Genomic DNA, 13,625 nt, shown 5'->3' on the forward strand with positions numbered 1-13,625 from the left:
GGTGCCCTTCCTTGCTCTCACGGGATCGGTGGGAGCGGGGGGAGGGGGAGTTCGGGGATGGGCGGCAGGCTCGGGTCCACGGGGAGGCCCGGGACGGCGCCGCCGCCGGTCAGGATCGTGATGAGACTGGCGAGCAGATCGTGGATGCTGCCCAGCAGTTCGGTGATGGCTTCCATCGGTTCCGCCTCTCGGTCCGGGAGTTGCGGGGAATCGGCCGATTAGGTCTATTTGATAGCCGATATCCGACTTACGGCAAGGATGAGCCTGCTTCCGGGTGTCCGCCGGACGGGTGGCGCTGGCGTGCGTTTCATAGGGATGCTGTCAACACGGCAAGCGTTGCAAGGTCTTGCGTAAACATTTCAGTTACCCGTATGTTGCCGCTGATGCTCGTGTGACGCCCCCGAATCCCTTCCGCAGGAGTTGGCCCATGGCAGCCCTTCGCGCCCTCGTGCGCACCGCCGCACCGCTACGCGGGAAACCGAGAAACCTCAGGATCCTCCTCATCGGACTGCTGGCGCTGGTGCTCACCGCCGCGCCGATCGTGGTGGTCCGCGTCCTGTCCGGCGACGGCCCCGCGCAGTGGGTGGAGGCCGGCGAGACGTACTGGCAGGACGAGCCCGCCGAGGCCGCGCTGGCCGGTGCCGCGACGCCGCAGCGGCAGGCGGAGCAGTTCTACTTCGTGCTGCCCGACCGGTTCGCCAACGGCGACGCCCGCAACGACAGGGGCGGGCTGAGCGGCGACCGGCTCAAGACCGGCCTGGACAAGACCGACAAGGGCTTCTACCACGGCGGCGACCTGGCCGGCGTGATCGACAAGCTGGACTACATCCAGGGCCTGGGCACGACCGCGATCTGGCTCGCGCCGGTGTTCAAGAACCGGCCGGTGCAGGGCACCGGGGCCGACGCGTCGGCCGGTTACCACGGTTACTGGATCACCGACTTCACCCAGGTGGACCCGCACTTCGGCACCAACGCCGACCTGAAGAGGCTGGTCAAGCTCGCGCACGAGCGCGGCATCAAGATCTACCTCGACGTGATCGTCAACCACACGGCCGACGTCATCGCGTACGAGGAGAACCAGTACTCCTACGTGGACAAGAAGACCAGCCCGTACGCCGACGCGCAGGGCCGGGCCTTCGAGGACGCAAACTACGCCGACGGGCGTAACGGGTTCCCGCAGGTGGACCGCACGTCGATGCCGTACACCCCCGTCTTCAAGAACGCGGCCGACGCGAAGGCCAAGGTGCCCGCGTGGCTGAACGACCCGACGATGTACCACAACCGGGGCGACTCCACCTTCTCCGGCGAGAACAGCACCTACGGTGACTTCTTCGGCCTGGACGACCTGTGGACCGAGCGCCCCGACGTGGTGCGCGGCATGACGAAGATCTACTCCGACTGGATCGCGTCGACCGGCATCGACGGCTACCGGCTGGACACCGCCAAGCACGTGAACATGGAGTTCTGGCCGCAGTTCAGCCAGGGCATCGCGAGCAACGCCAGGAAGGCGGGCAAGCCGGACTTCTTCATGTTCGGCGAGGTGTACTCGGCCGACCCGGCGATCATGTCGAGCTACGTGCGGCAGGGGCAGCTCCAGGCCACCCTGGACTTCGGCTTCCAGGCCGCCGCGCAGGGCTTCGTCACCGGCGGCTCGGGCCAGGGCCTGGCCGACCTGTACGCCGCCGACGGCATGTACACCGCGCGCGGCGCGGACGCGTACACGCTGCCGACCTTCCTCGGCAACCACGACATGGGCCGCATCGGCACGTTCATCAGGAACTCCGGCGCGGACGCGGACGCGGCGCTGCAGCGGGACCGGCTCGCGCACGAGCTGATGTTCCTCACCCGCGGCCAGCCGGTCGTCTACTCCGGCGACGAGCAGGGCTTCACCGGCAACGGCGGGGACAAGGACGCCCGGCAGGACATGTTCGCCACCCAGGTGGCCGACTACCTCGACGACGACCTGCTCGGCACCGACCGCACCCACGCCGCCGACCAGTACGACACCGCACACCCGCTCTACCGCGCCATCGCGGACCTGGGCGCGCTGCGCCAGGCGCACCCGGCGCTGCGCGACGGCGTGCAGCTGACCCGGCACGCGGGCGACGGCGTGTTCGCGTTCTCCCGCCTGGACCGGACCTCCCGTACGGAGTACCTGGTCGCGGCCAACAGCGGCACCGCACCGAAGACCGTCACCGTGGACACGGCGACGGCGGGGGCGGCGTTCGGGCAGCTCTACCCGGCGGTGGGCAGCGGTGTCACGGCCGGTGCCGACGGCAGGGTGACCATCACGGTCCCGGCGCTGTCCAGCATCGTGCTGCGGGCCGACCGGGCCGTGCCGCAGGCGGGGGACCCGCAGGTCAGCATCGTGCCGGCCGACGGCACCAAGGTGGCCACCCGGGCCGCGATCACCGCGCAGGTCACCGGTGACCCCCTCGCGACGGTCAGCTTCGCGGCGCAGGTCGGCGACGGGGCGTGGAAGCTGCTCGGCACCGCGAACAGCGCGCCGTACACCGTGCACCACGACCTGACCGGCCTGGCCGGGGGCACCACCGTGCGCTACAAGGCCGTGGTCCGCGACGGGCAGGGCCGCACCGCGAGCGCCGTCAGCGCCATCACCGTGGCCTCGCCCGCGCAGGCCGCGCAGCGCGAGTACGTGCTGGTGCACTACCAGCGCGCCGACGGCGACTACGACCCGTGGGGGCTCTACACCTGGGGCGACGTCGACGGCTCGATGCAGCACCCGTGGCCGCAGGGGCAGCCGTTCGCCGGGGAGGACTCCTACGGCCGGTTCGCCTGGGTGAAGGTCAAGCCGGGCGCGACGAACATGGGCTTCCTGGTCGTCAACGGGTCCGGGAACAAGGACGTGGAGGCCGACCGCAGCGTCGACCCGAGCCGGGTCGGCGAGATCTGGCTCAAGTCGGGCGACGCGACGATCTACCCCTCGCGTGCCGCCGCCACCGGCAGGGCGGACGTGCACTACCGGCGGGGCGACGGGGCGTACACCGGCTGGGGCCTGCACCTGTGGGGTGACGGCCTGGCCGCCGGGGCGGGCACCGACTGGAGCAGCCCGCGCCAGCCGGACGGCACCGACGCGTTCGGGGCACACTGGAGTGTGCCCGTCGCCGACGCCACCAAGCCGGTGAACTTCATCGTGCACCGGGGTGACGAGAAGGACCCGAACGCCGATCTCGCGGTCGACCTCGGTGTCGGCGAGGCGTGGATCGCGTCCGGCGACGCGACCGTGCACCCGACCCGGGCCGCCGCCGAGCGCACCGCCGTGCTGCACTACCGCCGCGCCGACGGGAACTACGACGGCTGGGGCCTGCACCTGTGGGACGGCAACGCCAACCCGGTCGAGTGGGGCAGCCCGATGCTGCCCACCGGCACCGACGCGTTCGGCGCGTACTGGCGGATCCCGCTGGTCGAGGGCGCGACCGGGGTCAACTACATCGTGCACAAGGGCGACGAGAAGGACCTGCCCGCCGACCAGCGGCTGGACGTCGCGACGTTCGGCAACGAGGTGTGGATCCTGTCCGGGCAGCAGGCGTACCTGCGGCCGTCGGTCAAGGGCGCGGCGCTGGACATCGACCTGACCAAGTCGTCCGCCCACTTCCTCGACCGGGGCACCGTCGCGTGGAACAAGCACGACACCGACGGCAAGGTGTACGACCTGGTCGTCGCGCCGAACGGCGGGCTGTCCGTGGTGGACGGCGCGCTGGCCGGCGAGTTCACGAAGATCCGGCTCAACGCGTCCGGCGGCCTGTCGGAAGCGCAGCGCAGGAAGTCCCCGCACCTGTGGGCGTACGGCGCGTTCGACGTGAACGCCTCCCTCGCCACGCTCAAGAACGCGCTGCGCGGCCAGCTCGTGGTCACCGAGAGCGACCACGAGGGCAAGCTGCTCTCCGCGACGGGCGTGCAGGTGCCGGGCGTGCTGGACGACGTGTACGCCGCCGCTCGCGACGTGACGCTCGGGCCGGTGTACGCCAAGGGCAAGCCCAGCCTGGCGCTGTGGACGCCGACCGCGAAGGACGTGAAGCTGGAGCTGTTCGACACCCCGTCGGCGGCCGCCCAGGTCGTGTCCATGAGCAGGGACGACAGCACCGGTGTGTGGAAGGTCAGCGGCTCGGCCGACTGGACCGGTAAGTACTACCGGTTCAAGGTCACCGTGTGGCAGCCCGCCAAGAAGGAGGTCGTCACCGCGTCGGTGACCGACCCCTACTCGGTCGCGCTGTCGGCCAACTCGACGCACAGCCAGCTCATCGACCTGGCCAAGCTGCCCAAGCCGGCGGTGAAGACCCCGGCCTGGACCGGCAAGGCGCAGATCCAGGAGCTGTCGGTGCGCGACTTCTCCGTCGCCGACACGACGGTGCCGCAGGAGAAGCGGGGCACGTACGCCGCCTTCACCGACCCGCAGACCGCGGGCATGACGCACCTCAAGGCACTGGCCGACGCCGGAGTCTCGCACCTGCACCTGCTGCCGGTGTTCGACTTCGCGACCATCCCCGAGAAGCGCGCCGACCAGCAGCAGCCCGCCTGCGACCTGCCGTCGCTGCCCCGGGACTCGTCTCAGCAGCAGGACTGCGTCGCGGCGGTGGCCGAGAAGGACGGCTACAACTGGGGCTACGACCCGCTGCACTACACCGTGCCCGAGGGCGGCTACGCCACCGAGCCAGAGGGCAAGGCGCGCAACGCCGAGTTCCAGTCCATGGTGGACGGCATCCACCGGTCCGGGCTGCGGGTGGTGCTGGACGTGGTCTACAACCACACCTCGGCGGCGGGCGACGACCCGAAGTCGGTGCTGGACCGGATCGTGCCCGGCTACTACCACCGCCTGCTGGAGGACGGGGCCGTGGCCACCTCCACCTGCTGCGCCAACACCGCGCCCGAACACGCGATGATGGGCAAGCTGGTGGTCGACTCGCTGGTCACCTGGGCGAAGACGTACCGGGTGGACGGGTTCCGGTTCGACCTGATGGGCCACCACCCGAAGCAGAACCTGCTCGACGTGCGCGAGGCGCTGGACCGGCTCACCCTCAGCCGCGACGGCGTCGACGGGAAGTCGATCCTGCTCTACGGCGAGGGCTGGAACTTCGGCGAGGTCGCCAACGACGCCCGGTTCGAGCAGGCCACGCAGGCGAACATGGCGGGCACCGGCATCGCCACGTTCAACGACCGGCTGCGCGACGCCGTACGCGGCGGCGGGCCGTTCGACGGCAACCCGCGCATCCAGGGCTTCGCGTCGGGGCTGTACACCGACCCGAACGGGGACGCGGTCAACGGCACGGCGGCCGAGCAGAAGGCGCGGCTGCTGCACCAGCAGGACCAGATCAAGGTCGGGCTGGCCGGCAACCTGGCCGGGTACACGTTCACCGACTCCAGCGGGGCGAAGGTGAGCGGGGCCGAGGTGGACTACAACGGCTCGCCGGCCGGGTACACCAAGGCGCCCGGTGAGGCGGTGACGTACGTCGACGCGCACGACAACGAGATCCTGTTCGACGCGCTGGCCTACAAGCTGCCGCAGGACACCACGGCGGCCGACCGGGCCCGGATGCAGGTGCTGGCGCTGTCCACGGTGGTGTTCAGCCAGGGCACCGGGTTCGTCACGGCGGGCTCGGACCTGCTGCGCAGCAAGTCGCTGGACCGCAACTCGTACAACTCCGGCGACTGGTTCAACGCCATCCGCTGGGACTGCGCGAGCGGCAACGGGTTCGGCCTCGGCCTGCCCCCGAAGCCGGACAACGAGAGCAAGTGGGCCTACGCCAAGCCGCTGCTCGCCGATCCGGCGCTGGTGCCGGGCTGCGCGGCGATCGACCTGGCCAAGGACCGGTTCGCCGAGCTGCTGCGGGTGCGCTCGTCGAGCCCGCTGTTCGATCTGCGTACGCAGGCCGAGGTGCAGCAGGCGGTGACGTTCCCGCTGTCCGGCGCGGCCGAGACGCCGGGCGTGATCACCATGGTGCTCAAGAAGGACGGCAAGACCGTGGTCGTGGTCTTCAACGGCACCCCGTCGTCGGTCGACCAGACCGTGGCGTCGCTGAAGTACGCCCGCCTCGGCCTGCACCCGGTGCTGGCCGGCTCGGTGGACCCGCTGGTGCGCCAGTCGGCGTACGCCCCGGCCACCGGGACGTTCACGGTCCCCGGCCGCACGGTGGCGGTCTTCGTCACCCGCTGACGCTCACCCGCCGAGGGGCGGTCCGCATCGCGCGGGCCGCCCCTCGTCTGTTCAGTCGATCACGGTGCCAAGGTTGGGACACGCCGTCGAACACGTCCATAAGTTCATGATCAACGGGGAACCCCGCCCGGCCGCGGGGCGCGGTCAGCCGGGGAGGCGGGGGCCCGCCTCGCGCTGGGTGGCGAGCCAAGACTCGACATCCGCGGCGCTGCGGGGGAGGCCTGCCGACAGGTTGACGGCGCCGTCCTTGGTGACCAGGACGTCGTCCTCGATGCGGATGCCGATGCCGCGGAGTTCGGCGGGGACCAGCTCGTCCTCGGGCTGGAAGTACAAGCCCGGCTCGACGGTGAGGACGTAGCCCTCGTCGAGGGCGCCGTCCTTGTACTTCTCGTGGCGGGCGTGGGCGCAGTCGTGCACGTCGATGCCGAGCATGTGGCCGAAGCCGTGCAGGGTCCACCGTCGGTAGATGGTGGACTCCTTGGACATCGCCTCGTCCACGCTGACCGGGAGGATGCCGAGCTCGTGCAGGCCCTCGGCGAGCACCCGCATGCAGGTGGTGTGCACGTCGGCGAACTTGACGCCGGGCTTGATGAAGTCCATGCCAGCCTGCTGCGAGCGCAGCACGATGTCGTACACCTGCCGCTGCAGCGGGGTGAACGTGCCGCTGACCGGCAGCGTCCGGGTGACGTCGGCGGTGTAGAGGTTGCGGTTCTCCACGCCCATGTCCAGCAGCAGCAGCTCGCCGGGCGTGATGCGCCCGTCGTTGCGGATCCAGTGCAGCACGGTGGCGTTGCTGCCCGCGCCGACGATGGAGCTGTAACCGACGGTGTTGCCGTCGTGGCGGGCGCGCAGGCCGAACACGCCGTCGACGAGGCGCTCGGAGACCGGCCGGTCGGCCGGGATGATCCGGGCGACGTCCTCGAAGCCGCGGGTGGTGGCGTCGATGGCGTCCTGGAGCTGCGCGATCTCCCACTCGTCCTTGACGAGCTTCATCTCGGAGATGACCCAGGCCAGCTCGCGGTCGCGCTCCGGGTTCGTCGCCCGGACCAGCTTGTCCACGTGCGGGTCGAGGCCGCGCAGCACCCGGGTGCGGCCGGGCTGGAGGTCGTCCAGCACCCCGCCGAGCGTGTCCAGGTGGGCGGTCTCGACGCCCAGCTCGGCGGACTTCTCGCGCAGCGTGTGGCGGCGGCCGATCCACAGCTCGCCGTAGCGGCGGTCCTTGAAGAACTCGTCGGTGTCGCGCGGCGAGCGCGGGCGCACGTAGAGCACGGCGTCGTGGCCGGAGCCGTTGGGCCGCAGCACCAGCACGCTCTCCGGGTCGTGCTCGCCGGTGAGGTAGACGAAGTCGCTGCCGGGACGGTACGGGAAGTCGGTGTCGTTGGCCCGGACCATCTCGTGCCCGGACGGGATGACCAGCGTCTCGCCGGGGAACGCCGAGGACAGCGCCGCGCGGCGCTTGGCGTGGTTCGGGGCCTCCGCCCGCAGGGTCACCGGGAGCTCGGTGTCGCTCCATCCGGTGCGCATGAACTGCAGGAACTTCTCCGGGTACGCAGGGTCGTGCGACTCGGTGCCCTTCTTCTCTTCAGTCATATTGCCGCCTCCGAGCAAGTCTTCGTGTGTTCTGAGCCTATCGCCCGCCGGTGGCTGGCATGATTGCCCACGTGTGCGGACTTTTGGCCTTTTTCAGTAGTCAGGGCACGGTTGAAGGGTTTGCCGAGCCGCTCCGTGAAGCCCTGGAGCGGCTGCACCACCGGGGCCCGGACGAGACCGGCCTGGACGTCGTCGGCACCGATGCGATCTTCGCGCACAAGCGGCTGGCCATCATCGACGTCGAGTTCTCCAAGGAGCCGCTGCCCTGGTCGCCGCCGGAGGCGGACGGCACCGAGGCGGCCGAGCCGCGCTACCTGCTCACCTTCAACGGCGAGATCTACAACTACGTCGAGCTGCGCCAGGAGCTGATCGACACCTACGGCGCGAAGTTCGCCACCCAGGGCGACGGCGAGGTCGTGGTGGTCGGCTACCACTACTGGGGCGAGGCGGTGCTGGACCGGCTGCGCGGCATGTTCGCGTTCGTGATCTGGGACCGGCAGGAGCGGACGGCCTTCGGTGCGCGCGACCCGTTCGGCATCAAGCCGCTGCACTACCTGCACACCGTCGACGGACTGTTCCTGGCCAGCGAGAAGAAGGCGCTGCTGCCGTTCGCGGCCAGCGCCACCGCGGGCAACGCCGGCATCGGCCCGGTCGAGCTGTCCCACCTGCTCACCTTCCAGTACGTTCCGGAGCCGCACACGCTGCACCGGGGCATCGAGCGCATCGGCTCGGGGGAGTGCCTGACCTGGCGGCCCGGCCCCGCCGACGGCCCGCGCAACGGCGGCGAGCTGACCCGGCGGCGCTGGTTCCGGCCGGTGCTGCGGCCGACCCCCGTGGAGCACCCGCAGCGGCTGTTCGACGAGATCCGCGAGACGCTGCGCGAGAGCGTGCGCCTGCACATGCGCTCGGACGTGCCGGTCGGCGCGTTCCTGTCCAGCGGCATCGACTCCACCGCGGTGGTCGCGCTGGCGCGGGAGTGGAATCCGGACATCCTGACCTTCACGGTCGGATACGACGTGGCCGGGTACTCCGAGATCGACGTCGCCCAGGACTCGGCGCGGCAGCTCGGGGTGACCACGATCCCCACCAAGATCGGCGCGCAGGACATGATGGACGCGCTGCCGCGCATCGTCTGGCACCTGGACGACCCGGTCGCCGACCCGTCGCTGGTGCCGCTCTACCACGTCGCGAAGACGGCCGCCGAGCACGTCACGGTGGTGCTGTCCGGCGAGGGCGCGGACGAGTTCTTCGGCGGGTACGCCATCTACCGCGAGCCGCTGTCGCTGGCCCCGGTGACGCGGCTGCCCGACCCGTTCCAGCGCGGCCTGCGGGCGATCTCGAAGGCGATCCCGCACGGCGTGCGCGGCAAGAGCTACCTGGAACGCGGCACCACGCCGCTGACCTCGCGGTTCAGCGGCAACTCGCGCATCTTCACCGACGACGCCGAGATCCGCCGCCTGCTGCGCCGCAAGGACGCCGCCGACGCCGCGGCCCGGTTCACCGACGTGACCGCGCCGTACTTCGCCGAGGCCGCCGCCGACGGCCTGGACGAGGTGGCGACCATGCAGTACGTCGACATCCACACCTGGCTGCGCGGCGACATCCTGGTCAAGGCCGACCGCATGTCGATGGCCCACTCGCTGGAGCTGCGGGTGCCGTTCCTGGACCGGGAGGTGTTCGCGGTCGCGGCGCGCATCCCGCAGGAGTTCAAGGTGCCGCCGCGCTCGCACGCCACCAAGTACGCGCTGCGCAAGGCGCTGGAGCAGGTGGTGCCACCGGGCATCGTCAACCGGCCCAAGCTCGGCTTCCCCACCCCGACCCGGGTGTGGCTGGCCGGCGAGATGTTCGACTGGGCCCGGGAGATCCTGCACACCTCCGGCGCCGACGACCTGCTCGACCTGACGTACGTGGACGGCCTGCTCAAGGAGCACCGGGCCGGGACGGCGGACCACTCCCGCAAGATCTGGACGGTGCTGGTGTTCTGCGTCTGGCACTCCATCTTCGTGGCCCGCACCCTCGACCCGGGTATCGGCCGCAACGCCTCGGCGCTGCTGACGAAACCCGTCGTCGGCTCGATGGTTTCCTGACTGTTAACGCCGTGACATGCTTTCCCTGACATCCACCGCCGTCGCCGGCACCGGTGGAGCGGTTCGGGGAGGCGCGATGGAGCGGGCGATCCTGTGTGGAGTGTCGTCCCTGGTCAGACCGGATGCGCTCGTCGCCGCCCGGGGGCTCTGGCGCACGCCGGGGCCCTCGCGGCTGTTCCACGCCGACGCCGCCGAGGCACCGGAGGCCGCGTGGCCGTGGCTGCGCGAGGTGGCCGAGGAGTTCGCGCGCCGGGCGGACCTGACCGTGCTGTCGGGCGCCGACGCGGCCACGCTCTACGGGCCCGTGCCGCCGCTGCGCCCCGCACGTCGACTGCGCTCGATGGGTGACGGGGCGGTGCTGCTCGTGTGCGGGCCGCATACATCCATCCTGATCTGCGACGACGCCGACGCGCGGCCGCGCGCGGACGGTCCCGGCGATGTCGTGATCGGACTGCCGTTCACCCCCGCGTTACCGAATCTGCAGGCAGCGCTGGGTGCCGGCAGTGTGCCGTGGGACGCAGCGGGCTGGTTGGATCTAGTAAATACGGCGTACGCGGCCTAAGGTGCCTTCGTGCCCCTGCATCCTCAAAACGACAACGAGAAGACCGCCGAGGCCCTGCTCGCCGCGCTGCGCCACGCGGTGCTGGACGGTCCCGGATCGACGCCGTCGCGTGTGCGGCAGGCGGTCGCCGCGGCGAAGATCGAAGAGCTGAACCAGGAGCTGCGCGACTACGTGGAGACGCTGCGCGAGCACGCCTGGCGCAGCACCGACGACCAGGTGCGCGAGCTGCTGGCGGTCGGCTGGGTCGAGGACCAGGTCTACGAGCTGACCGTGGCGGTGGCGCTGGGCGCGGGCGGGCGGCGGGTCGACGCCGGGCTGGCCGCGCTGGCGCGAGCCGAGGCCCGGCGCGCGGCGGGCGCGCCGCCCACCGCCACCGTGCCGACGCAGTCGCTGCCCGCCGCCGTGCAGGCGACGCCCGTCGCGGCCCAGGCGGAGGTGCGGCGTGCGGCTGCCTAGCCTGAGCCGGTCCTGGCGCTTCAGCGACCGGGTCAAACTGAAGATCATCCGGCTGGCCAGCGGCCGCCCGCCGGCCGACATCCTCAAGATCCTGCACTACCGCCGGGAGTTCTTCGGCGAGCCGTTCACCGAGTGGGTGCACCAGGTGCTGCGCGGCCCGTCGGAGTGGAGCGTCGGCGAGCGCGAGCTGATGGCCACCTTCGTGTCGCACCTCAACCAGTGCCGCTTCTGCGAGGGCAGCCACGGTGCCATCGCGGACGTGACGCTCGGGCCGGACGTGACCGCCGCGGTGCTCGCCGACTGGCGCACCGCCCCGCTGCGCCCGGCGCTGCGGGCCGCGTTCGCGCTGCTGGAGGTGCTCACGCTGCGACCGGCCGAGGTCGGGCCGGAGCACGTCGAGGCGGCGTACGCCCACGGCGTCACCGAGCAGGGCGTGCGCGACGTGATCCACGTCTGCGGCATCTTCTGCACCATCAACCGGATCGCCGACGCGGTCGACTTCGCCGTGCCCGACGACAAGGGCCTCAAGGGCGACGCGTACCAGCTGCTGAAGCGCGGCTACGCGATCAGCTGAGCACGTTCGGCGTGGCCGCGTCCAGCTGGGCGTAGCCACGCCGCACCGCGTGCTCGGCCTCCCGCAGCCCGGCGGCGCCCCAGCGGCTCAGCGAGCTGGCCGCGGCCACCTTCGCCACGTCCCCGCCGTCGCCGTGCGCCTCCCGGATCAGCCAGTCCAGCGCGGCCAGCTCGTCGTGCGCGATGCTCAGGAACTCGGCGTCGACGATCTCGCCGTGCCCCGGCACCACCACCGTGTCCGGCCCCGCCGCCGTGGCCAGCGCGCGCAGCGTCTCCGGCCAGTCCAGCGGGAACGCGTCGGCGAAGCCGGGCGGGGCGCCCTCCTCGACCAGGTCCCCGGCGACGAGCACGTCGTCGACGCGTACCACCAGGTCGCCCGCGGTGTGGCCGCGGCCGTGCCAGGACACCTTGACCAGCCGCCCGCCGATGTCGACCAGGTCCTCGCGGGCCACCTCGGTGTTCGGCGGCTTGATCGCGGTCAGGCCCACCTCGCGGGCGATCCGCTCGTCGTCGCCGAGCAGCTCCTGCTCCCAGACGCGCTGCCAGGCCAGGCCGTTCTCGCGCAGCTCGCGGGCGCACTCCTGGTGGCCCCAGATCGGGGTGGCGGGCCCGGCCAGCGTCGCGTTGCCGAAGCAGTGGTCGAAGTGGAAGTGCGTGTTCACGATGCCCAGCGGCTTGGTGGTCACCCTCCGGACCGCCTCGTGCAGCTCGCGCGCCTGCGTCCCGGTGGACAGCGTGTCCACCAGCAGCGCGCCCGTCTCCCCGGTGATCAGCGTGCAGTTGACCCGCAGGTACGGGTACACCAGCACGTGCACCCCGTCGGCGATCTCGGTGAACTCCGTCATGATCCAGTCGCCTTCTCCACGAACCGGTGCCGGTCCACCAGCACCCGCTCGACCCGCCCCTCCGCCGCGACGGTGTCGCCGTCGCGCACGGTCACGTCGAACGTGAGCCGGCGGCCGTCGACCTTCGTGAGCAGCGCCTCCGCCACCACGCTACGGCCTACCGGGGTCGCCGACCGGTGATCCAGCTCGACGCGTACCCCGACCGTGGTCTGGCCCGACTCCAGCACCCGCGCGGTGGCCGCCACGGTGGCCGCCTCCGCCAGCGCGATCACCCGCGGGGTGCCCAGCACCGGGACGTCGCCCGAGCCCAGCGCCTGCGCCGTGTCCGCGTCACTCACCGTCAACTGAACCTTCGCCGTCAACCCCGCAGTGAGCTGCTGCACCATGCGCCACAGCCTAGGCCCTCACCAAGGCCCCCGCACGCATCGCCGTCGCGCCCTCACCTCCGCCGCAACTCTTACGGACTCGCGCCCTCCGGAGGGCGTTCCGGCCGCAACTCTTACGGATTCGCGACGGCTCCGCGCGGGACGGAGGAGCCCTAGGATGTGTCGATGTTGGTCGACTTCGGCGGGGAGCGGCTGGCAGTGACCCCCGCTGTCGCGCTGGACGGCGACCATGGCGCGACGATCCGCGCGGCCGTCTACGACGGGCGCCTGCTGCGCTTCCCCGATCCGGAGTGGCGCTGCGTCTACCTGGGTGCGGGCGAGGAGAAGGCCTGCTTCGGGGTGCGCGACGGTGCCGGACGCATGTTCGTGCTGGAGGTCCTCGACGAGCGCACCTACCTCAACGGGCGTTTCGTCGGCGGGACCTACTTCGGCGATCACCGCGTGCCGGGACTGGCCGGGGTGCCCAAGTCGCCGGGTGCGGCCATCGGCCTGCGCTTCACCGGCCTGGTCAAGGCCAGACAATGGGTGTACGGGCACGAGTGGGCGCGTTTCCGCTGGCGCCCCGACCGGCCCTCCCCACTGGACGCCCCGCTCACCGCGTACCTGCGGCTGGTCCTCGGCGGCCGGTACGCCCGCTACCACCGGCACTACCGCGACGTGCACGAGCGCAACGTGCTGTTCGAGGTCCGCCCGGCGCGGGCGAGGGGGGTGCCGGTGGTCACCCGCGACCTGCACGGCCGGATCGGGCTGCGGCGGGTCGGCCTGCAGCCGATCGACCTGCGCTAGACCCCGGCGACCCAGTAGAGCTGCTTGTGCCCGCGCGCCTCGAACTCGGCGGCCAGCGCCTCAGCCTCCTCGCGGGTGGCACACCGGCGCACCTCGTACCGGTTGCCGTTGTCGTCCTGCCGCCACACCACCCAGGGACGGTCGGATCCGGTCGGCTCACTGGGCATC

Annotated in this window: 11 protein-coding genes; 6 read left to right on the top strand and 5 right to left on the bottom strand. The window is 71.3% G+C overall.

What is annotated here, in order from left to right:
* Positions 1–17 precede the first annotated feature (17 nt).
* On the bottom strand, positions 18–176 hold the full coding sequence (locus Cba03nite_RS15060; RefSeq protein ID WP_203746251.1) for a hypothetical protein: 159 nt from the start codon (positions 174–176) through the stop codon (positions 18–20).
* A gap of 251 nt (positions 177–427) precedes the next feature.
* Here Cba03nite_RS15060 and pulA point away from each other — a divergent pair, with 251 nt between their 5' ends.
* Entirely contained in the window at positions 428–6,172 is a 5,745-nt protein-coding gene (gene pulA, locus Cba03nite_RS15065) for a pullulanase-type alpha-1,6-glucosidase (RefSeq protein WP_203746253.1), read from the top strand.
* Between the two features lie 144 nt (positions 6,173–6,316).
* Here pulA and Cba03nite_RS15070 read toward each other — a convergent pair whose 3' ends face one another.
* Entirely contained in the window at positions 6,317–7,762 is a 1,446-nt protein-coding gene (locus Cba03nite_RS15070; RefSeq protein WP_203746255.1) for an aminopeptidase P family protein, read from the bottom strand.
* 71 nt (positions 7,763–7,833) lie between these two features.
* Between Cba03nite_RS15070 and asnB the strand changes: the two genes are divergently transcribed.
* The 4 genes from asnB to Cba03nite_RS15090 all read left to right on the top strand — a co-directional run bounded on the left by asnB (position 7,834) and on the right by Cba03nite_RS15090 (position 11,441).
* Positions 7,834–9,849, top strand: coding sequence for an asparagine synthase (glutamine-hydrolyzing) (asnB, locus tag Cba03nite_RS15075; protein WP_203746257.1), 2,016 nt, complete (start codon positions 7,834–7,836; stop codon positions 9,847–9,849).
* 76 nt (positions 9,850–9,925) lie between these two features.
* Positions 9,926–10,411, top strand: coding sequence for a hypothetical protein (locus Cba03nite_RS15080; protein ID WP_203746258.1), 486 nt, complete (start codon positions 9,926–9,928; stop codon positions 10,409–10,411).
* 9 nt (positions 10,412–10,420) lie between these two features.
* Complete coding sequence (locus tag Cba03nite_RS15085; protein WP_203746259.1) at positions 10,421–10,867, top strand: hypothetical protein; 447 nt, start codon at positions 10,421–10,423, stop codon at positions 10,865–10,867.
* Positions 10,854–11,441 carry a carboxymuconolactone decarboxylase family protein gene (locus tag Cba03nite_RS15090; protein ID WP_203746260.1) on the top strand — a complete coding sequence of 196 codons (588 nt, stop codon included), beginning with the start codon at positions 10,854–10,856 and terminating at the stop codon, positions 11,439–11,441. Before Cba03nite_RS15085 ends, Cba03nite_RS15090 begins: the two co-directional genes overlap by 14 nt.
* On the opposite strand, the gene Cba03nite_RS15095 is transcribed toward Cba03nite_RS15090, so the two are convergent.
* A complete protein-coding gene (locus Cba03nite_RS15095; RefSeq protein ID WP_203746261.1) occupies positions 11,434–12,285 on the bottom strand; it encodes an MBL fold metallo-hydrolase in 852 nt (283 codons plus the stop codon). The genes Cba03nite_RS15090 and Cba03nite_RS15095 overlap by 8 nt on opposite strands.
* Complete coding sequence (locus Cba03nite_RS15100; protein ID WP_203746262.1) at positions 12,282–12,671, bottom strand: thioesterase family protein; 390 nt, start codon at positions 12,669–12,671, stop codon at positions 12,282–12,284. Before Cba03nite_RS15100 ends, Cba03nite_RS15095 begins: the two co-directional genes overlap by 4 nt.
* A 165-nt stretch (positions 12,672–12,836) precedes the next feature.
* Between Cba03nite_RS15100 and Cba03nite_RS15105 the strand changes: the two genes are divergently transcribed.
* Positions 12,837–13,457: a hypothetical protein gene (locus Cba03nite_RS15105; protein ID WP_203746264.1), complete on the top strand. Its 621-nt coding sequence runs from the start codon at positions 12,837–12,839 to the stop codon at positions 13,455–13,457.
* On the opposite strand, the gene Cba03nite_RS15110 is transcribed toward Cba03nite_RS15105, so the two are convergent.
* Positions 13,454–13,624: a hypothetical protein gene (locus Cba03nite_RS15110; RefSeq protein WP_203746642.1), complete on the bottom strand. Its 171-nt coding sequence runs from the start codon at positions 13,622–13,624 to the stop codon at positions 13,454–13,456. The two genes, Cba03nite_RS15105 and Cba03nite_RS15110, sit on opposite strands and share 4 nt — an antisense overlap.
* Between the last annotated feature and the right edge of the window lies 1 nt (position 13,625).

The sequence above is a fragment of the Catellatospora bangladeshensis genome (assembly GCF_016862575.1).
In the GTDB taxonomy this organism is placed as follows: Bacteria; Actinomycetota; Actinomycetes; order Mycobacteriales; family Micromonosporaceae; genus Catellatospora; species Catellatospora bangladeshensis.

What these genes read in the sequence shown, in the direction of transcription:
- Cba03nite_RS15060 (WP_203746251.1), bottom strand. Translation starts at nt 176, where the DNA reads ATGGAAGCCATCACCGAACTGCTGGGCAGCATCCACGATCTGCTCGCC.
- pulA (WP_203746253.1), top strand. Translation starts at nt 428, where the DNA reads ATGGCAGCCCTTCGCGCCCTCGTGCGCACCGCCGCACCGCTACGCGGG.
- Cba03nite_RS15070 (WP_203746255.1), bottom strand. Translation starts at nt 7,762, where the DNA reads ATGACTGAAGAGAAGAAGGGCACCGAGTCGCACGACCCTGCGTACCCG.
- Cba03nite_RS15080 (WP_203746258.1), top strand. Translation starts at nt 9,926, where the DNA reads ATGGAGCGGGCGATCCTGTGTGGAGTGTCGTCCCTGGTCAGACCGGAT.
- Cba03nite_RS15095 (WP_203746261.1), bottom strand. Translation starts at nt 12,285, where the DNA reads ATGACGGAGTTCACCGAGATCGCCGACGGGGTGCACGTGCTGGTGTAC.
- Cba03nite_RS15100 (WP_203746262.1), bottom strand. Translation starts at nt 12,671, where the DNA reads ATGGTGCAGCAGCTCACTGCGGGGTTGACGGCGAAGGTTCAGTTGACG.
- Cba03nite_RS15105 (WP_203746264.1), top strand. Translation starts at nt 12,837, where the DNA reads ATGTTGGTCGACTTCGGCGGGGAGCGGCTGGCAGTGACCCCCGCTGTC.
- Cba03nite_RS15110 (WP_203746642.1), bottom strand. Translation starts at nt 13,624, where the DNA reads ATGCCCAGTGAGCCGACCGGATCCGACCGTCCCTGGGTGGTGTGGCGG.